The sequence below is a fragment of the Thalassospira sp. GO-4 genome, from assembly GCF_023588965.1.
Lineage (GTDB): Bacteria > Pseudomonadota > Alphaproteobacteria > Rhodospirillales > Thalassospiraceae > Thalassospira > Thalassospira povalilytica.
The window spans coordinates 3,679,030-3,699,085 of record NZ_CP097807.1; the positions used below are offsets into that span (position 1 = coordinate 3,679,030).

The 20,056-nt window shown below is 54.2% G+C and carries 19 protein-coding genes and 1 tRNA gene; 16 read left to right on the forward strand and 4 right to left on the reverse strand.

The genetic code is table 11. The features are described from left to right. Positions 1–306: 306 nt before the first annotated feature. The gene (locus M9H61_RS16835; RefSeq protein ID WP_101245412.1) at positions 307–885 is read left to right on the forward strand and encodes a YqgE/AlgH family protein; all 579 of its coding nucleotides are present in this window, start codon (positions 307–309) and stop codon (positions 883–885) included. 110 nt (positions 886–995) lie between these two features. Here M9H61_RS16835 and M9H61_RS16840 read toward each other — a convergent pair whose 3' ends face one another. Further along, positions 996–1,811 carry a hypothetical protein gene (locus M9H61_RS16840; protein WP_170310067.1) on the reverse strand — a complete coding sequence of 272 codons (816 nt, stop codon included), beginning with the start codon at positions 1,809–1,811 and terminating at the stop codon, positions 996–998. 806 nt (positions 1,812–2,617) lie between these two features. On the opposite strand from M9H61_RS16840, the gene coxB reads away from it, so the two are divergent. The 15 genes from coxB to M9H61_RS16915 all read left to right on the forward strand — a co-directional run bounded on the left by coxB (position 2,618) and on the right by M9H61_RS16915 (position 16,962). After that, entirely contained in the window at positions 2,618–3,466 is an 849-nt protein-coding gene (gene coxB / locus M9H61_RS16845) for a cytochrome c oxidase subunit II (protein ID WP_250281797.1), read from the forward strand. An 11-nt stretch (positions 3,467–3,477) separates the two neighbouring features. Next, positions 3,478–5,061 (forward strand): cytochrome c oxidase subunit I, encoded by a 1,584-nt coding sequence (gene ctaD, locus M9H61_RS16850; RefSeq protein WP_101245414.1) that lies wholly within the window; start codon positions 3,478–3,480, stop codon positions 5,059–5,061. A gap of 80 nt (positions 5,062–5,141) precedes the next feature. Beyond that, the gene (locus M9H61_RS16855) at positions 5,142–6,068 is read left to right on the forward strand and encodes a heme o synthase (RefSeq protein ID WP_101245415.1); all 927 of its coding nucleotides are present in this window, start codon (positions 5,142–5,144) and stop codon (positions 6,066–6,068) included. Further along, positions 6,065–6,205, forward strand: coding sequence for a hypothetical protein (locus M9H61_RS16860; protein ID WP_170310068.1), 141 nt, complete (start codon positions 6,065–6,067; stop codon positions 6,203–6,205). The genes M9H61_RS16855 and M9H61_RS16860 overlap by 4 nt, the downstream gene beginning before the upstream one ends. 13 nt (positions 6,206–6,218) lie before the next feature. Beyond that, positions 6,219–6,809: a cytochrome c oxidase assembly protein gene (locus tag M9H61_RS16865; protein WP_101245416.1), complete on the forward strand. Its 591-nt coding sequence runs from the start codon at positions 6,219–6,221 to the stop codon at positions 6,807–6,809. Positions 6,810–6,891: 82 nt separating this feature from the next. Beyond that, positions 6,892–7,692: a cytochrome c oxidase subunit 3 gene (locus M9H61_RS16870; RefSeq protein WP_101245417.1), complete on the forward strand. Its 801-nt coding sequence runs from the start codon at positions 6,892–6,894 to the stop codon at positions 7,690–7,692. A gap of 33 nt (positions 7,693–7,725) precedes the next feature. Continuing rightward, a complete protein-coding gene (locus tag M9H61_RS16875) occupies positions 7,726–8,091 on the forward strand; it encodes a DUF983 domain-containing protein (protein ID WP_101245418.1) in 366 nt (121 codons plus the stop codon). A gap of 42 nt (positions 8,092–8,133) precedes the next feature. Continuing rightward, positions 8,134–8,841: an SURF1 family protein gene (locus M9H61_RS16880; protein ID WP_256469505.1), complete on the forward strand. Its 708-nt coding sequence runs from the start codon at positions 8,134–8,136 to the stop codon at positions 8,839–8,841. Positions 8,842–8,987: 146 nt separating this feature from the next. Further along, entirely contained in the window at positions 8,988–10,475 is a 1,488-nt protein-coding gene (locus M9H61_RS16885) for a carboxypeptidase M32 (RefSeq protein ID WP_250281801.1), read from the forward strand. 118 nt (positions 10,476–10,593) lie between these two features. Beyond that, complete coding sequence (locus M9H61_RS16890) at positions 10,594–11,013, forward strand: cyclic nucleotide-binding domain-containing protein (RefSeq protein ID WP_101245421.1); 420 nt, start codon at positions 10,594–10,596, stop codon at positions 11,011–11,013. A 186-nt stretch (positions 11,014–11,199) separates the two neighbouring features. Continuing rightward, positions 11,200–12,597 carry a threonine synthase gene (gene thrC, locus M9H61_RS16895; RefSeq protein WP_250281803.1) on the forward strand — a complete coding sequence of 466 codons (1,398 nt, stop codon included), beginning with the start codon at positions 11,200–11,202 and terminating at the stop codon, positions 12,595–12,597. Positions 12,598–12,644: 47 nt separating this feature from the next. Continuing rightward, positions 12,645–13,904, forward strand: coding sequence for a pitrilysin family protein (locus M9H61_RS16900; protein ID WP_250281805.1), 1,260 nt, complete (start codon positions 12,645–12,647; stop codon positions 13,902–13,904). Positions 13,905–14,023: 119 nt separating this feature from the next. Then, positions 14,024–14,956, forward strand: coding sequence for an ROK family protein (locus tag M9H61_RS16905; RefSeq protein ID WP_250281808.1), 933 nt, complete (start codon positions 14,024–14,026; stop codon positions 14,954–14,956). 6 nt (positions 14,957–14,962) lie between these two features. Continuing rightward, a complete protein-coding gene (locus M9H61_RS16910; protein WP_250281810.1) occupies positions 14,963–15,688 on the forward strand; it encodes a copper homeostasis protein CutC in 726 nt (241 codons plus the stop codon). Positions 15,689–15,888: 200 nt separating this feature from the next. Further along, on the forward strand, positions 15,889–16,962 hold the full coding sequence (locus M9H61_RS16915) for a diguanylate cyclase (protein WP_101245426.1): 1,074 nt from the start codon (positions 15,889–15,891) through the stop codon (positions 16,960–16,962). Between the two features lie 79 nt (positions 16,963–17,041). Here the strand turns inward: M9H61_RS16915 and M9H61_RS16920 are convergent. From M9H61_RS16920 to M9H61_RS16930, 3 genes are all read right to left on the reverse strand, one after another. Further along, positions 17,042–17,116 (reverse strand) — tRNA-Gln (locus tag M9H61_RS16920). A 78-nt stretch (positions 17,117–17,194) separates the two neighbouring features. After that, positions 17,195–18,124: a 4-(cytidine 5'-diphospho)-2-C-methyl-D-erythritol kinase gene (locus M9H61_RS16925; protein WP_250281812.1), complete on the reverse strand. Its 930-nt coding sequence runs from the start codon at positions 18,122–18,124 to the stop codon at positions 17,195–17,197. Between the two features lie 21 nt (positions 18,125–18,145). Next, entirely contained in the window at positions 18,146–19,861 is a 1,716-nt protein-coding gene (locus M9H61_RS16930) for a tetratricopeptide repeat protein (RefSeq protein WP_114112859.1), read from the reverse strand. Positions 19,862–20,056: the final 195 nt, after the last annotated feature.

The window sequence follows — 20,056 nt, forward strand, 5'->3', positions numbered from 1 at the left end:
ACCGCCGATGTGGCGCAATATGGGCAGATATCTTTGACTTGAAGGCGTAATCCTCTGTGGCGATCAAATCAAGCCACGACTATGTGACCGGTTTATCATTCATGGTCGGGCATCGCCCGAATTTGCGGGTTTTAGGCAATGAAAGTTTCGCGAAAAAGTTGGCGATACGGCCTTTGCGTTCCTACATCTTCAATAGGTGGAAAGGGCTTTTGATATGCATATTATGTGGCCCTTTCCGGGGTTCTTGATGGTAATGGAACACCAATCGCGCTAGGCTTGATGAAACAGGACAGAAAGAGTTACGAGATGGCTGAGCGTATCGATACAGGCGAATATCTTGGTGGGAAGCTGCTGGTGGCGATGCCCGGCATGCGTGATCCGCGTTTTTCGCAAAGTGTTGTCTATATCTGCGCACACAACCAGGACGGGGCGATGGGGCTTGTCATCAACCGTGTGATTGACAGCATCACATTCCCCGAACTTCTTGAGCAGCTTGGCATTGCCCGGCCTGCGCCCACCATCGAAGACATTCAGGTCCATTTTGGCGGGCCGGTTGAAAGCAGCCGGGGCTTTGTTCTGCATTCCACCGATTTCTCGAACGAGGCAACCCTGCATGTCGATCCGGGTGTTTCGGTGACGGCGACGGTTGATATTCTTGAACAGATTGCCTTGGGCGAAGGCCCCAAAAGCCGCATTCTCGCACTTGGATATGCCGGTTGGCGCAGTGGTCAGCTTGAAAGCGAAATCCTTGCCAACGGATGGCTTCATGTGGATGCCGACCCGGATCTTCTGTTTGATGTCGACTGCGAAGACAAATGGGAACAGGCTTTTTCCAAGCTGGGCTTTGCCCCCGAATTGCTGTCTGGCGAAGCCGGTCACGCCTGATCCTTTCCAATGCGCCAATCATCGCCGGGATCAGAGTAACCAAAGAGATCTCGCAAAAAAAAGCCTGCCAGTTTGGCAGGCTTTGTTGTTTTTGTTTGCTCGGTCCCTGATCAGTCGAACAGGGCGTCGATTTCTTCCTGTGAGAAGATCTGATCGACTTCGTCCTGGCTGACACGTTCGGCGTTTTGCGGTGCCTTGGTGACAGTCTTGTCAAGGTTATCGAGCCCTTTGGGGTCGGCGGGCAGGTCAAATTCGCCGAAGTCGTCATCGCCCCAGATCTCGATCACGCGGTTCACGCGTTCCTCGATATATTTCATGGTGTTGACGACCTTGGTAATGCGCTGGCCAGTCAGATCCTGGAAGTTACAGGATTCAAACACCTTGACCACCAGCTCCACGATGTCGTCTGCCAGACCCTGGGTATATTCATCCGGGGCTGCCGAGCGGATATTGTGGGCAACCGCATCGATTTTTTCGACGGTTTCAAGGATGTTTGCCGTTGCGTCCTCGGTCGCGGCAACAACCGAATCAAGTTCACCCTTCACGATATTGATACGCGTGCCGCTGCTGTCTTCGGGCGCGGTATAAAGAGCTGCGATTTCGCGTTTGGTTTCCTGGATCGAGTTTGCCAGTGCGCGAATTTCGGTTTTCAGAAGTCGCAATTCAGTTCGCGCATCTTCCTGTTCGCTGTCGGTCGGACGGGCATTGGCCTTTTTCTGCTCCTCGATCATGATGCGAATGTCGGCAAGCAGTTCAAGCTTGAGGTCCTCGATCGCGGTATGCAGCGATGAAACATCCGCGCTGCCACCACCCTGGCCGTCCGTTGGCATCTCGGTCGGGAAAGCGACCATGTCGCTCATGTTCTCAAGCTTGTTGAGAAGCCGCATCTCGGCGGTAAAAAGTCTTTTGCTGCCTTGACGTGCCATTGGCGAACCTCTGTCTTTTATCTGTCGGCATCCGGTGAGCCGCGTTGCGAAGTGAATTACTACGGATGAGGGGCAGGATGCATACGTTTGGGTAGAATAGTCCGCAAAGCATATCACGCCAACCAAATTCATTTATCTGATATGCGACAATTTCCCTGTGTTTCAAGGTGTCTGACTGTGATTTCCGCACAGGAGCCATCATTGCCGGGTCAACGGGACCGAATTGCGAATCGCGTTCCCAAACAGGCGCTTACCCGTTTGATCCGTCGTAATCTGGTGTCGCAAATGCAAACTTCAATATGACGTAGCGGCAGGATGGAACAAAACACCGCTTTTGGCATGGCAGCCGATCGCGCGGATGCTTTATCCATTGGTTGAAGGGATTTTAAACTGACTTTCTGATTATATTGCATGGCAGCAATTCACGGTCGCGCAGATCATGTCTGACCGGAATGGCGGTTTTTCTATCTAAGGGTGGGTATTTTCGAACGTTTTTAGTGAAACCAGAGCGATAATTTGAGGTGTTATCAAATACATTTTTTGTGCATCGCAGCGAGGTTTTTTCTGGAACAGGTGTCGAAGATACGCTATTTGCCTGCCTTACAGATGTACTTTCGGGTGCAGGCTTATTAAGAATAAGATATGTCAGAGGAAATGCTCTGGTCTGATCTGTTGGTAATCTTTGGTTGAGACGTGATAATGTCCTTGAGAGGGGGCGATATATATCGGATCAGCCATCGCAGGATCAGAGGCAGAGACGATTGAGGCATATCGCCTTGAGATGTAATGCGAGGGGGCAGATTCGCATGTCGATCAAGAAGCTATTTCCCATCTTTCTGTTGGGATTGGCGGTACTCGTCGGGTTTGACAGTTCAGCACTTGCTGTTGGACAACCCGAGCCATGGCAGCTTGGGCTGCAGGAGCCGGTTTCGCCTGTGGCTGTCGAAGGCCATGAATTCTTTATTTTGCTGACGTGGCTGATGACGATCATTACCGTGATCGTTCTTTTGCTGCTGCTTTATGTGCTTTTCCGCTTCAGTGCGAAACGCAATCCGGTGCCGTCGAAAACAACGCACCACACCCTTCTTGAAGTGGTCTGGACGGTTGTTCCGGTTCTTATCCTCCTTGTCATTGCGATCCCGTCGTTCCGTCTGCTGTATTTCGCAGACCGTGTCGAAGATGCCGATCTGACGCTCAAGATCATCGGCAAGCAATGGTACTGGACCTATGAGTACCCCGATAACGGCAACTTCACCTTTGATTCGCTTATGATCGACGAAGAAACCGCTGTCGCCGAAGGCAAGAACCGCCTTCTGGATGTCGACAATCCGGTTGTTCTGCCAGTGGGCCAGAATATCCGTCTGATCATGACATCCGATGACGTGATCCATAACTGGGCCATGCCGTCACTCTTCATCAAGCTTGATGCCGTACCGGGCCGTCTGAATGAAACCTGGACCCGCATCCCGGCCGAATATGCCGGTACGACATTCTATGGTCAGTGTTCCGAGCTTTGCGGTGTGAACCACGCCTATATGCCGATCGCGGTCAAAGCTGTTACCATGGAAGAATACGAGGCCTGGGTAGCCAAGGCCCAAGAACAGTTCGCATCTGCTGACCTGCCGTCATCGGTATCAGTGGCATCGGCAGAGTGAGGGAGAGATTGATGGCTCACGCTGACACACATGATCACGATCATACCCCCGGCTTCTTTACCCGTTGGTTCCTGTCAACCAACCATAAGGATATCGGGACGCTTTATCTTGTTTTCTCAGTGATCGCCGGTTTGATCGGTGGCGCGTTTTCCGTCTGGTTCCGTATGGAACTGGCGCATCCGGGAACCCAGATCATTGAAGACCACCAGTTCTTTAACGTGCTCGTGACCGCACACGGCATGATCATGGTGTTCTTTGTTGTCATGCCCGCCATGATTGGCGGTTTTGGCAACTGGTTCGTTCCGATCATGATCGGGGCGCCCGACATGGCGTTCCCGCGTTTGAACAACATTTCGTTCTGGCTGATTGTTCCGGCCTTTATCCTGCTGATGCTGTCGGCTGTGGTTGGCAGTGGCGCGGGTACCGGCTGGACGGTTTATCCGCCGCTTTCGGGTGTTCTCGGACATCCCGATGCATCGGTGGATATGGCGATCTTTGCCCTGCACCTTGCAGGGGCCAGCTCGATCCTTGGTGCGGTGAACTTCATCACCACCATTTTCAACATGCGTGCGCCGGGCATGACCCTGCACAAGATGCCGCTGTTTGCCTGGGCGATGCTGGTCACAGCATTCCTGCTTCTGCTGGCGGTGCCGGTTCTGGGTGGCGCGATTACCATGCTTCTGACCGACCGTAACTTTGGCACGGACTTCTTCAATCCGGCCGGCGGCGGTGACCCGATCCTGTATCAGCACCTGTTCTGGTTCTTCGGGCATCCGGAAGTTTATATCATGATCCTGCCGGGCTTCGGCATCATCAGCCACATCATTTCGACCTTCTCGCGCAAGCCGGTCTTTGGTTATCTCGGCATGGCTTATGCGATGGTTGCGATTGGTGTTGTCGGCTTTATCGTGTGGGCGCACCACATGTATACGGTTGGCATGGATGTTGACACCCGTGCATATTTCACCGCGGCAACGATGGTGATTGCGGTGCCGACAGGGGTCAAGATTTTCTCGTGGATCGCGACCATGTGGGGTGGTTCCATCACCTTGCGGGCGCCGATGCTTTGGGCGATCGGCTTTATCTTCCTGTTCACTGTGGGCGGTGTGACAGGTGTGATGCTGGCCAACTCGGGCATGGATTTGCCGCTGCATGACACCTATTTCGTTGTGGCGCACTTCCACTATGTTCTGTCGCTTGGTGCGGTCTTCTCGATCTTTGCCGGTTTCTATTACTGGTTCAGCAAAATGTCGGGATACGAGATTTCCGACCTTGGTGCGAAGATCCATTTCTGGCTCTTCTTCATCGGCGTCAACCTGACCTTCTTCCCGCAGCACTTCCTGGGCCTTGCCGGCATGCCACGCCGTTATGCCGACTACCCGGATGCGTTCGCAGGCTGGAACCTTGTATCGTCTTACGGTGCCTATATTTCCTTTGCTTCAACCATCTTCTTCCTCGGTGTGGTGGCGCATGCCTTCATCCGTGGCAAGAAAGCCGAAGCAAACCCGTATGGCGAAGGGGCAGATACCCTGGAATGGACCGTCAGTTCGCCGCCGCCGTTCCATACCTTTGACGAACTGCCGCGTATCAAGTAAGTGACACTGGTTTAAGTCCCCCGCAAACCGCGCTTTGCGGGGGGCGCCTTACCGCCCCAAAAAGAGAAGACCAGAGTTCCATGACCAAGCAGGTTGCCGACCAGACCCTTGCGCTTGAAAACGCAGCTCAGCTGCCGATTTCCGAGGTGCGCGACTATATAGCGTTGCTGAAACCCGGTGTGATGACCCTTGTGGTTTTCACCGGTGCTGTTGGTCTGTTGATTGCCCCGGGTTCCATTCATCCGTTTTTGGGACTCGTCGCAATCGCCTGTATCGCTGTTGCCAGCGGTGCGGCTGCTTCGATTAACATGTGGTACGACCGCGACATCGATATCCACATGAAACGCACCCAGAACCGGCCCATCCCGGCCGGGCGGGTTCCGGCAGACGAAGCCCTGTCACTGGGCATTGCGCTGTCGATTGTTTCGGTAACCGTGATGGCGGTTGCCATCAATATTGCGGCTGCTGTTTTGCTGGCGGTGTCGATTGCGTTCTACGTGTTCGTTTACACCATGTGGCTGAAACGCAGCACACCACAGAATATCGTCATTGGCGGTGCCGCCGGGGCATTCCCCCCGATGATCGGCTGGGCGTCGGTGACAGGCGGGATCGATCTGAATTCGATTGCGCTGTTTATGATTATCTTTATGTGGACGCCGCCGCATTTCTGGGCCCTGGCCCTGTTCCGTTGCGGTGACTACGCAAAGGTCGGTGTGCCGATGATGCCGGTGGTCGCCGGTGAAGCGGCAACCAAAAAGCAGATGCTGATCTATACCCTTTTGCTGTTGCCGGTAACGTTCGTTCCGGTGGCAACCGGGTTGCTTGGCGTCTTTTATGGTGCGACGGCGGCCTTTACCGGGCTTCTGTTCCTGCGCCATGCGATCCGCGTGCTGCGCGATGCTGAAGAACGCGCACCGCACAAGATGTTTGGATATTCCATCCTGTATCTGTTTGTCCTGTTCGGGGCGATGGTTGCAGATGTTTGGCTGGTTGGATTTATGGCATGAGCGAACAGGCACAGCATAACAAGGCCGAGCTTGAAGCGTTTCTTGCCAAGCGCAAAAAGAAGAACCTTGTCTTCCTGATCATTCTTGGTGGTCTGGCGGTTCTGTTTTTTGCAATCACGATTTTGAAGATGAGCTAGGAACCAGGGCACGATGACCGATCAGAAACCGATTGATAAAACGAAGGCGCAGAACAGGAAAATCCTGTTTAGCTGCGTGTTTGTTGTCGGTGCGATGGTTGGTCTGGCCTATGCGTCGGTCCCGCTTTACAAACTGTTTTGCCAGGTTACCGGTTTTGGCGGCACGACACAGGTGGCAACAGAGGCCCCGGTCGAGGTTTCTGAAAAAACCATCAAGGTGCGGTTCAATGCCGATGTGAATTCGGGCCTGAACTGGCAGTTCAAACCGGAACAGCGCGAGATCACGGTTCGTCTTGGCGAAGATAATCTGGCCTATTACATGGCCGAAAACATGTCTGTTCAGCCGATCACCGGGCAGGCGGTTTACAATGTTACACCACTTAAGGCGGGGCAATATTTCAACAAGATCGCATGTTTCTGTTTTGACGAGCAAACCCTTGAACCGGGGCAGCGCGTCGACATGCCGGTCAGTTTCTATGTTGATCCTGCCATTGCAGAAGACATCAATACCCAGGACGTGAAGACAATTACCCTGTCCTATACCTTCTTCAAGGCAGAAGCCTCGGTCGAAGCGGCGGACGGGAATGAAGATCAGGGAGGCTGACAGACCCCGTTTTCGGGTGCTGTTGTCTCGGTTTAACAAAGCGAACTTGAGTTTCTTTTGTAAGGATTGAGGGGGGCAAGGAATGAGTGATCATGCTCAGAAACATCCGTTCCACCTGGTAGACCCAAGCCCGTGGCCGCTTGTTGCGGCAGCATCGGCCGGTCTTTTCACTGGTGGCATGGTCATGTTCATGCATTCGGATCGTGCACCGGCCGATTTCTGGCTGGCGGCAATCGGGATTGCAGGCATCCTGTTTGTGATGTTCCGTTGGTGGAGCAACGTGATCAGCGAGTCAAAGATTTACCATAACAAGGTCGTTCAGATCGGCCTGCGCTATGGCATGTCGCTGTTCATCGCATCCGAAGTGATGTTCTTTGTCGCTTTCTTCTGGGCATTCTTCCACAACGCCTTTGTGATCTTCAGCCCCGGTGTGACCGAATGGCCGCCGGCCGGTGTCGAGGTTCTGGATCCCTGGGATCTGCCGTTCCTCAATACCCTGATCCTGCTGTTGTCGGGCTGCACCCTGACCTGGGCGCATCATGGCATCATCGAAGGTAAGAAAAAGGACCTGGTACAGGGCCTGGCATTGACGGTCGCCCTTGGTGTTATCTTCCTGTGCCTTCAGGCTTATGAATATAGCCATGCGGCATTCGGCTTTGCCGACAACATCTATTCCTCGACCTTCTACATGGCGACCGGTTTCCACGGCTTCCACGTGTTTGTCGGAACGGTGTTCCTGGCAGTTTGCCTTGTCCGCGCGATGAAGGACGGCTTCAAGCCGGACCATCATTTCGGTCTTGAGGCAGCAGCATGGTACTGGCACTTCGTTGACGTTGTGTGGCTGTTCCTGTTCTTTGCCGTTTACATCTGGGGCGGCGAATAAGCCGCCCTGATCCGCTTTGCCGGGTCAAAGATCATGGATGATTATTATCCAAACATTTCCCCCATCCGGACCGGGCTAGCATGCAAATGCCCCCGATGCGGTGGGGGAAAATTGTTTCAGGGCTATTTGACCGTTCGCGAACGTTGCGAAGTCTGCGGGCTGGATTTGCGGGGACATGATGCCGGGGATGGACCGGCGGTGTTTCTGATCTTTATTCTCGGATTTCTGGTCGTTCCCATGGCACTTTGGGTGGAGATGCGCTATATGCCGCCTTTGTGGTTGCACGCGCTTTTATGGGGCCCTGTGATTGTTGGTGTGACACTGGTCTTGCTACGACCGTTAAAAGGTCTCATGGTGGCTCTGCAATATCGTCATAGATCGACATCCCAACAGGACTGATTTCAGTTAATGCCTTTACTTACTTCGCGCCCAAGTCTGGCGATGAAAATTTGCGTCGGATTGTCTCTGGTGATCCTGCTGGGTCTTGGAACCTGGCAAATGGACAGACTTTTCTGGAAACAGGGCCTGATTGATCAGCGCCACGCCCAGGCCGAATTGCCGCCGATCCTGGTTCCGGTGGATACGGCTGTTGATCCCGACATGGCATTTCGTGCCGCCTTTGCCGAAGGCCGCTACCTGAATGATCAGGAAAAATACCTGATGGCACGCACCCGGCGCGGCAATGTCGGTTTCCAGTTGATCACGCCACTTGAACAGGAAGATGGCCGTATCATTCTTGTCAATCGCGGTTGGGTTCCGACCGATTATCGTGATCCGAAAACCCGCCCGGAAAGTTTGATCGAAGAACCGGTACATGTCACCGGTGTGCTGCGTCTGCCCAAAACCAAACACTGGGCACAGCCCGAAAACGACGCGCTTGCCAATCAATGGTTCTATGTCGATGTTGATCACATGGCCGAAGACAGCGGTGCGGAACTGGCCAGCCGATACTATCTGGAACTTGACGAAACGGAGGTTCCCGGCGGGCTTCCGATTGGGGGGCAGGCCAAGGTCGAACTGCCAAACAACCACCTTGAATATGCGATTACCTGGTACAGCCTTGCGCTGTCGCTGATTGTGATCTTCGTGTTCTATCACCGCCGCCCGGTTGAGAACAAAGAAGACAACAGCAACGGTAATGCTGCCTGATCGCCGGTGTATGCCGTAACGGTGGTCAGCCGCAAAACTGACCACCGAAATTGCCCTGCTGTCAGGGTATCACTTGCCCGACATTTTCCGTTTACCAAAGACCAAAAGGCGTGTTGTCCGTACCCGGTCTGCGCACAGGAGCCCCGATGACCAAAGCATATCAACAGCTCGAAGCCCGTTTTCGTCGCATGAATGTGTTGTCCGATGTCAGTGGAATGCTGCATTGGGATATGGCTGCGATCATGCCGAATGGCGGCGCAGAAGCACGTTCCGAACAGCTTGCGACGCTAAGCGTTCTGAATAACGAGCTGATCAATGCACCTGATATGGGGGACCTGTTGGCGGCGGCCGAAGACGAGGATCTTGATCGCTGGCAGAAGGCCAATCTGGCCGAAATGAGACGCGAATGGGTGCATGGCACAGCTGTCCCTGCTGATCTGGTCGAAAAAATGTCACGTGCGGAAACCGGCTGCGAAGTTGCATGGCGCACAGCGCGCGCAGAAAACGACTTCAAAGGGCTGCTTCCGAAATTGCAGGAAGTTCTTGATCTGTCGATCGAGGCCGGAAAAGCCAAGGCCGAAGCCCTTGGCACATCGGTTTATGACGCGTTGCTTGATCAATATGATCCGATGATGCGTTCCGAACGGATCGACAGCCTGTTTGCTGAACTTGAAGCGTTCCTGCCCGACTTTACAGCCGAAGTGATCGAACGCCAGAAGGCCGAAGAAAAGCCGATCTCGCCCACCGGCCCGTTCCCGATTGAAACCCAGAACAAGGTCGGTCTGGATTTGATGAAGGCGGTCGGGTTCGATTTCGACCACGGGCGCCTTGATATTTCGCACCATCCGTTCTGTGGCGGTATCCCCGATGATGTGCGGATCACCACCCGATATGATGTGAATGATTTTACCTCGGCGATCATGGGGGTTCTGCACGAAACCGGACATGCCATGTATGAACGTGGGCTTCCCAAAGACTGGCGTAACCAGCCGGTGGGCAAGGCGCGCGGCATGACCATGCATGAAAGCCAGTCGCTTCTGGTTGAAATGCAGGCCTGCCGGTCCGAGGAATTCCTGACCTATGCCGGTCCTGTCTTCAAGCAGGCCTTTGGCGGCGACGATGCGTCCTGGAGTGCATCAAATCTGCACCGCCTTTATACCCGGGTTGAACCGGGGCTTATTCGGGTCGATGCGGACGAGGTTACCTATCCTGCACATGTCATTCTGCGTTATCGGCTGGAACGTGCCCTGATCGAAGGGGACATGAAGCTTGCCGATTTGCCGGGTGCCTGGAACGATATGATGCAGAAGCTGCTTGGTATCACGCCGCCCGATGATCGCGACGGCTGCTTGCAGGATATCCACTGGCCGTCCGGGGCATGGGGCTATTTCCCCACCTACACGCTTGGTGCGATGGCGGCAGCACAGATTTTTGCGGCTGCCAAAAAAGCCAATCCGGAAATCCCGGAAGCTCTGGCCCGCGGGGCGTTTGGTCCGCTGATGCAGTGGCTTGAACAGAATATCCACAGCCAGGCATCAAGCCGTTCAACCGATGAAATCCTGCAAGATGCGACCGGAAGTGCTCTTGGTGTTGATGCCTTCAAGGCCCACATGATCAGCCGGTACAGTGCGTAAATTCGATTGAATGCATGTGGTAATGTGCTAGCATTTTTGCGGCGGCGGATTTCCGAATGATGATAAGCGGTTATCCGTTGCCTTATCCCTTTTCAGGCGTCATGGGCATTGCAGTCACATGGGAATAACCGACGGTAACAAGAAGGTCATGGACCGACAGGTCTTTGCCATGGATCAGGTTATTTTCCGGGAAGGCAAACCGGGAAACGCGGCCTATGTGGTTCAGGAAGGCAAAGTCGAAGTCTTCAAGACGCTTAATGGTGACGAGGAAGTCATTCTTGGCACGATCGAAGCCGGCGGACTGTTTGGTGAACTGGCCCTTGTTGATAACAAGCCGCGCATGGCATCGGCACGGGCAACCGAACGCACGGTGCTGATTGCGATCAACCGCCAGACATTTGAAAAAAAGATGGCGGGATCGGACCGTTTCATCAAGGCGATCCTGCGAATCCTGCTTGGCAATTACCGGACCGTGGTACGGCGTGCCGCCCTTGCCGAGGCCAAGCTGAAAGAACACGGCATTCCGATCGACAATTAGGACAGCTTATCACCCAGCCATGTGACATGCCTTGCGCGATAATGCGTATGACACGGCAGACCTGCTTGATTGTCCCTTGACTATATTGGCCCAAACCCTCACTAACTCAGGCGTTGGAGTGTGTTTTGGCGCGATTTGTGTCCGGACGCACGGAACTGGTATTCGCCTTATGCAGGAGCAGGTCTAGTGCGCTATGTCAGCACGCGGGGAAGTGCCCCCGTTTTGCAGTTCGATGAAGTTCTTCTTGCCGGTTTGGCCCGTGACGGTGGTCTTTATGTCCCTGAAACCTGGCCGACCTTTTCCAAGGATGACATTCGTGCGCTGCGAACTCTGACATATGCCGAAGTCGCCTTTAAGGTGATCCAGCCATTTGTTGCGGGCACCGTTGATGACGATGCCCTTAAGGCTATTCTTGAAGATACCTATAACAGGTTTGACCACGAAGCCGTGGCACCGCTCAAGCAGCTTGGTGCCAATGACTGGGTGATGGAACTGTTCCATGGTCCGACCCTGGCATTCAAGGATTACGCGCTTCAAGTGGTTGGTCGTCTGTTTGACCATGTTCTGGCCAAACGTGGCGAACGCATCACGATTGTTGGTGCGACGTCCGGTGATACCGGCTCGGCTGCGATCGAGGCCTGCCGTGATCGTGAAAATATCGATATTTTCATTCTGCATCCCAAGGGCCGCGTTTCCGAAGTTCAGCGTCGTCAGATGACGACCATCCTGTCTGACAACGTGCACAACATCGCGGTCGAAGGATCGTTTGATGATTGTCAGGATCTGGTCAAGGCGCTGTTCAATGATCACGGCTTCCGGGATGAAGTTGGCCTGTCTGCGGTCAATTCGATCAACTGGGCACGCATCATGTGCCAGATCGCCTATTATTTCTGGGCGGGTGTGCAGCTTGGATCGCCGGAACGCGAAATTTCGTTCTCTGTGCCGTCGGGCAACTTTGGCAATGTCTATGCCGGTTATGCCGCGATGCAGATGGGCCTCCCGATCAAGCAGTTCGTTGTTGGTGCAAACCGCAATGACATTCTGGCCCGCTTCTTTGAAAGTGGTGTCATGAAGATGGAAGGTGTCGAACCGTCTCTTAGCCCGTCGATGGATATTCAGGTCAGCTCGAACTTTGAACGTTTGATGTTTGACCTGTATGACCGCGATGGTCTGGCAATCGCCGAAATGCTGACCAAGTTCCGTGAAACCGGTGTGATGGAAATGTCGCAGGGGCAGTTTGCCCGTGCGCGTGAACATTTTGACGGTTACCGTCTGGATGATGATGCGACCAAGGCCGCAATCAAGGACATCCTTGAAACCAGTGGTGAACTGGTTGATCCGCATTCCGTGATCGGCATTGTTTCGGGCCGTGAATGCAATCGTGACAAGTCGGTGCCGATGGTGGCACTGGCAACCGCACATCCGGCGAAATTCCCCGACGCGGTAAAGCAGGCATCGGGTATCTACCCGGACTTGCCGCCGCGTCTGTCTGATCTATATGACCGACCTGAAAAGGTCGAACCCATGTCCAATGATGTGGCGGCCTTGATGGCGCATGTCCGTAAAAACCGGCGTGCGGCCTGAAGGTACGCAGACATCGGGAAAGACGTGAAAAACAGGAGTAATGCTATATGACAGTCGAGCTTACCCAGCTTGACAATGGGATGATTGTCGCGACGGACCGCCTTGACCATGTGCAGTCTGTCGCCCTTGGTACATGGGTTGATGTTGGTGCACGTAACGAGACACCTGATATCAACGGCATTTCCCATATGCTTGAACATATGGCCTTCAAGGGCACGCGCCGGCGTTCCGCACTTCAGATTTCCGAAGAAATCGAAGCTGTCGGCGGGCAGATGAATGCCTATACGTCGCGTGAAAATACGGCCTATTATTGCAAGGTCCTGCACGAAGACCAGGAACTGGCGATCGATGTGATTGCCGATATCCTTCAGCATTCCACACTGGATGCCAAGGAACTGGAACGTGAACGTCAGGTAATCTTGCAGGAAATCGGTCAGGCCAACGATACCCCCGACGACATCATTTTCGACTATTTCCAGGAAACCGCCCTGCCAAATCAGGCTTTGGGCCGTTCGATCCTGGGCAGTCCGGAAAATGTATCGTCGCTGACGCGTGATCACTTGTTTGACTTCATGTCGCGCCGCTATAGCCCGAAGAACATGGTGTTTTCGGCATCGGGCAAAGTCGAACATAACCGTGTCGTGGACATGGTTGCCAAGAAATTCGACAGCCTGCCTGCCTATGAAGAGCATGAAATCGAGCCGCTCAAATACGAAGGCGGCAGCCGGATCGAAAACCGCAAACTTGAACAGGTGCATGTGATATTCGGTCTTCCGACCGTGTCCTACACCGATGACAGTTTCTATGACCTTCAGGTGTTCAACACCCTTTTGGGCGGGGGCATGTCGTCGCGCCTGTTCCAGGAAATCCGTGAAAAGCGCGGTCTGGTCTATTCGGTCTATAGTTTCTCGTCGCATTATGTTGATGGGGGGCTGTTCTCGATCTATGCGGGGACCGGGGCCAATGATATTGGCGAACTGATGCCGGTCATGTGTGACGAACTGGTCCGTGCGACCGATGATCTGACCGAAGAAGAAGTCACGCGTGCACGTGCACAGCTTAAGGCATCCGTGGTCATGGCGATGGAAAGCAATTCCGGTCGTTGTGAAACCCTGGCCCGTCAGATCCAGATTTTTGGCCGCCCGCAAACCATGGAAGAAATCGTCGCCAAGATTGACGGGGTTGATCTTGAAAGTGTTCGCCGTTCCGGCAAGGCGCTTCTCGATGGCAAACCAACCATCACCGCCCTTGGTCCGGTTGACCAGATGCCGGCATATGATGATCTTGCCGCCCGTCTGCGCGGCTGATTGTATCGGAATATTTAATTTTCGACGGCACGTGTCAAATCGGGCATGTGCCGTTTCTTTTTGCTGCCCGGCACTTACTGGTGTATCCCCATATCAATCAGGATGACGGGGTAAACTCCATGCAATACGCCTTTGATATTGGTGGTTCAAAAATCGAATTTGGTGTGTTCGGTGAGGCGGGTGAAGTCCTGCTTCATAGCAAAACCCCGACGCCAAAGGATGACCGTGACGCGTTCATCGCAACCCTCCGTGATGTTATCGACGACGCAGATCGTGAGTTTGGCGACCGTCCCGATATCGGCATCAGCTTTGCCGGCGGGCTGGACCCACAGACCGGTGCCGTGATTTCTGCCAACATACCCGCGATCAAGGGATGGTCACTGGCAAGCGAACTTTCAGCAATTCTGAACCGCCATGTTCTGGTTGAAAATGATGCGGACTGCTTTGCACTTGCCGAAGCCATCAGCGGTGCGGGCAAGGATGCACGCACGGTTTTTGCAATTATCCTGGGCACCGGGGTTGGTGGCGGCATTGTCGTGAATGGTGAATTCATCGGCGGGCGCAGCGGCATACGCGGCGAATGGGGCCATGGCAATGACGTTACCGGTACCCTTATTCGCAACGGTTTGGCACCGGTGGTGTGCGGTTGCGGGCAAACCGGGTGCCTTGATGCCTGGGGCGGGGCGCGTGGTCTTGAACATATCTATCGTCAGATCGGTGGTAATCCTGCGTCGAGTTTCGACATTACCGATGCCTGGCGGACCGGTGATGCCGTGGCCAGCCGTTCGGTTGAAATCTATTGCGAACTGGTGGCGCGCGAATTGGCGCTGATGGTCAATGTCATTGATCCGGACTGTATTCCGGTCGGTGGCGGGATGGCGTCAGAACCGGCATTGATTGCCCGGATCGATGGGCTGGTTCGCGACCGTGTGCTGGGGCGCTATGATGATCGGCTGGTTGTTCCCGGTCATTTTGCCAAGGATGGTGGTCTGCGCGGTGCGGCAATGCTGCATGCCAATCAAAGCCCGTCAGCCGCGCAGGGTGGGGTTTAAGCGGAAATGACTTTATCGGAAACACCGGATCGGGTTGCAGCCCGGGTACTTGAAGTTTGTGTTGAAAGTTTTCAGGACGCGGTGCTGGCCGTTGATGCGGGTGCTGATCGTATTGAATATTGTTCTGCACTGGCACTGGGTGGACTTACGCCAAGTCCCGGGGCGCTGGCAATGATCGGCAACATCAAGGCTCCATGCATGGTCATGATCCGTCCGCATCCGGGCAATTTTTGCTATGACGCCAACGATTGCGCGATCATGAAGCACGAAATCGCAATGGCCCGTGCGTGCGGGGCGGCGGGTGTTGTCTTTGGGGCAACGGATGATGCAGGGCAGCTTGATACTGAAATCTTGCGCGATCTGATGGCCGAATGTGCTGGCTTGGAAGTCACCTTGCACCGCGCCTTTGACGAAGTGCATGATCAGTTCGGAGCCTTGGAACAGGCGATCGATCTTGGATTTGACCGGATATTGACAAGTGGTGGTGCACCCGATGCCATCACCGGTATTGACCGGATTGCGGCGCTGACTGAACGTGCGGCCGGGCGCATCGTCATTCTTCCGGGGGCAGGGGTATCGTCGGCGAATGCCGCTGACATCCTGAACAAATCCGGCGCGCCCGAGCTTCATGCGTCGTGCAAGGCCGATGTCGCAGCAAAAGAAGATGGGGCGGGCCGTGTTAAGGTGGCCCCTGATCGCGTGCGTGCCCTTAAAAACGCGATGGATATCTGATCACGCCAAACGGCCGGCTTGGTTGTTTGATGCAGATCTTCGGGACGGAACCCCTATTCACAGGTATGATACGGGTCTAATCTTAATAGGGCAGGGCCGGTAATTGTTCGTTAAGGGGGCTGGCCTAAAGCTACGTTTCTGATGCGCGCCATCGCCGACGGGCGGCTTTGGTGGTAAATGGTGCAACGTTTGGTGAGATAATGAATACAGAACAAAAAGGTGCGGTCACGGGGGCGGCCAATGAAACAGCACACCAGAAGGCAACCGAAAACGCCCTGAGTGCGTTGCACCGGATCACGTCATCGCGCGATTTGAATTTTGAACAACGTGTTGATGCAATCCTCAAGCTTGGAACCGGGCATTTCGGTCTGCCGATTGGCATTTTCAGCAAGATCATCGACGACCAATACGAGATTCAGCAGGCCCTGCATCCGGAAAATGCCCTGACGCCGGGGACCAGTTTTGAACTTGGGAATACCTATTGCGCCCATGTGGTTCAGGCCGATGACGTTTGCGGTTTCCATCATGTCGGTGAAAGTGACATCAAAACGCACCCCTGCTATCAGAATTTCGGGCTTGAGGCCTATCTTGGTGCGCCGATCATGGTTGATGGAGAACGGTACGGGACCTTGAACTTTTCAAGCCCGCAGCCGACCCGTCCCTTCACCGGCGAAGATATCGAACTGGTTCGCTTGTTTGCATCCTGGCTTGGTCATGCCATTGCCCGTGTGGCGGATTTGCATGCGCTTGAAACCGCGCGCAAGGAACTTGAACATCTTGCAACCCGTGACAGTCTGACCGGGCTTTATAACAGGCGCTATATGCAAGATTGCCTGAAATCCGAACTCGAACGTACCAAACGCTATGGCAAGCAGTTCGTTGTTGGCCTTCTGGATTTCGACAATTTCAAAAAACTTAATGATGATTACGGTCACGATACCGGTGACAAGGCATTGAAACTGTTCGCCAAGGTTTCATCGGCCCTGATGCGTGATACGGATATCATTGCGCGCTGGGGGAATGAAGAATTCCTGATCCTGATGCCCGAAACCGGGGCAGCCGGGGCGCTCAAATATCTTCAGCGCCTGACCGATCGCGTGCGCGAGTCCGATTTCCATGCCGGTGACGAAGAACTCCAGCTTAGCCTGAGCATCGGACTGGGAATTGCCGAACCTGATGACACGGTTGATTCGCTTGTCGCTCGCGCGGATATCGCGATGTATGAATCCAAACAGGCCGGCCGCGACACCATTCGCCAACGCGAACTTGATTGATTGCTTGGGTGACTGAACTGTCACCCGTTTCGGACCAAAAAGAAAACCGCTTTGAGGAAAACCTCAAAGCGGTTTGTCTTGGCTGGGGCGGTAGGATTCGAACCTACGGTACACGATACCAAAAACCGATGCCTTACCACTTGGCCACGCCCCATCAGCGTGTGTGGCGCGGAAAATAGCGTCCCCGCGACAAGAGTGCAACCCTCTATTTGAAGGTTTTTTTATCCAGGCCTCAGTCGGGAAAAGATGCGCCGATATTTGACAGAACGCGCGCTTCCTGACACACGATCCGGGTGGGTGAAATCCACCAGTCAGGATGCTGTTCTGCGATGGCACGCGCGGCTTTTTCGGCCTGTTCATCGGTGTCGTAAATCCCGAAACAGGTCGCCCCGCTGCCTGACATCCGTGCAAGAAGACAGCCTTCTTCACGCGCCAGTGCATTCAGCACGTCGCAAATCTCGGGCAGGATGCTGGTTGCGGCAAGTGTCAGGTCATTACCGCATTCCGACAGCGCATCGGCAAGCGATGCGCCGCTTGTGAAGACGCGGCTGACATCCCAAAGCCCGGAAACAGAAAAACCTTCATCTTCACGGGCGCGGAAAATTTCCGGCGTCGAGACCGCCTTGCCGGGATTGACCAGTAATATCGGGATGGGCGGCAAATCGGGCAGATCGGTAAGTTCTTCGCCGATACCCGACATCAGACACGTCTTGCCATGAAGGCAAACCGGAACATCGGCACCAAGCGCCAGTGCAATTTCCGCCAATCTGTCCTGATCGATATCGAGTTGCCACATGTCGCATAAAAGCCGGATGGCACTTGCCGCATCGGCCGAGCCGCCACCAATCCCCGATGCAACAGGAAGGCGTTTATCAAGGACAAGATCCGCGCCAAGTTCGGTCCTGCTTTCTGCCTGAAGCATGCGCGCTGCCCGAACCACCAGATTATTGTCGGTATCTTCAAGCGCCAAGCTTGCCGACATCGGACCGGTAACGGTCAGGTTGATGGCACCATCGTCACGGCATTCCCCGCTCAGCACATCGCCGGTCGTGGTAAAGCAGACAAGGCTTTCAAGCAGATGATAGCCATCATCACGTTTGCCGGTGACATGAAGGAACAGATTGATCTTTGCTTGTGCCTGTTCGCTATAGGTCGCAGACATGGATGTTTCTTCCCGAACTGATCAGTTCACGACAATTGGGGCAACGCTTGGCACCTGGCCATTGATTTTGGCTTCGACGGTGGCGCGAAGTTCTTCTGTCGGATTGAATGAAAGCGCGCGATGCCACTGGAAGCGGGCTTCGTGATACCGCCCGATCTGCCAATAGGCGTCGCCAAGATGATCATTGATGGTCGGATCATCAGGTTTAAGCTCCACAGCCTTTTCAAGCTGGATAACCGCGTCTTCGAACCGGCCAAGCTTGTAATAGACCCAGCCGAGACTGTCGACGATATAGCCGTCTTCCGGTTGCAATTCGACGGCGCGTTTGAGCATGTCTTCGGCCTTGTCGAAATTCATTCCCATATCAACCCAGCTATATCCAAGATAGTTCAGGACATAGGGCTGTTCGGGTTCAATTTCGAGAGCAAGTAGGAAGTCTGCTTCGGCCTTTTTCCAGTCACCGGCCCGTTCATGGGCAATGCCGCGACGATACAGCAAACGCCATCCGACAACGGTATCACCGCCAAGACGTTCAATCGCCTTGTTATAGGCATCGGCCGCCTTGGCGTATTCCCCCTGAATGCGCAGGATGTCACCAAGCTGGATCAGCGCATCAGGTCTGTCTTTGCGTTCGGAAACCATGTCTTCGAGGATATCGATCGCGCGTTCGGCCTGACCGATCTGCTCAAGACTGGATGCCGTGCGAAGGCGTGCATTCCAGCTGTGCGGCGAGCTATGCGGGATCGCGCCATAGATCGTGATTGCCGCATCATAGCGTCCCTGGATTTCCATCACTTCGCCGACAAGCAGTCGGGTAATGTCGTCATAGGGGCGCAATGACAGCGAATATCTGGCCATCAGCAACGCCGGATCAACGGCATTTTCCTGACTAAGAAGGGTCGCAATATCAAGATAGGCCTCAGCCAGACCGGTGGCCGGCGTCAACATGGTTGCAAGCGGTGGTTCACCGCGCTTAAGCCGTTCAAGATGGAACGGCATGGCAAGTGACTGCGGATGACGATCCATATAGCTTTGATAAAGCAGGGCGGCCTTCTGGACCTGACCTTTGCGCTCGAATACCGCGCCAAGGGCCTCGGCCGCGCGCAGCGGCGCATCCGCCGGATCACCATAGGCACTGGCAAGCGCGCGTTCGGCCCCGTCGAAATCATCGAAATAGGCCAGGATCAGGCCGCGATGATATTCCGAAAGCGGGTTAAGCGCACCATTGCCCTGAATTTCATTCAATGCCGACAGCGCCTTGGACTTTTCATTCAATCCAGCATACAGCCATGCCTTGGCCAATGGCGCGATAAGGGCATTGATGCCCCGTTGCGGCAGTTCCGATACTACATCAATTGCATCTTGCAACCTGTCATCGCGGATGGCGGCATCCATGACAGTCAGTGCCGCAAACAGGTCTTCGGAATTTTCACGTTGCAGATCGGTCGCGATTGAACTGGCATCGGCAATCCGGCCATCACTGATCAGGGCAAGAAACGCCCGGCGACGCAATTCTGCATTGGCAGGTTCAAGTTCATGCGCCCGCAAAAGATATTGCGCAGCATAGCTCGACTGGTTTTCAAGCTGGGCTGCTTTCCCGGCAAGGAAATTGCCCGAAAAACCATCAGATTGCGGATACTGGAATTCTGCCTGTTCGGGATGCTGTGGCAATGAGCTACAGGCCGAAAGAGCAAGTGCCGTCATCGGGATGATGATGTGTAACAGTTGACGTTTCAAAGGCTTGTCCTGCGTCCGCAATTCGGGTTCGGTGCCGTCAGGTATTGAACAACACCATGTTGAATTTCGGGTTTAGCCTACTCAGTCGGCAATTATAAGGCAAAGCATTTGCAACACGTAATCACGTGCAAAGCCGATGCAAAGTCAAAATCACGGAAAAATTGGCAAAAACCGTTATGGGCAACAGGTCCGAGC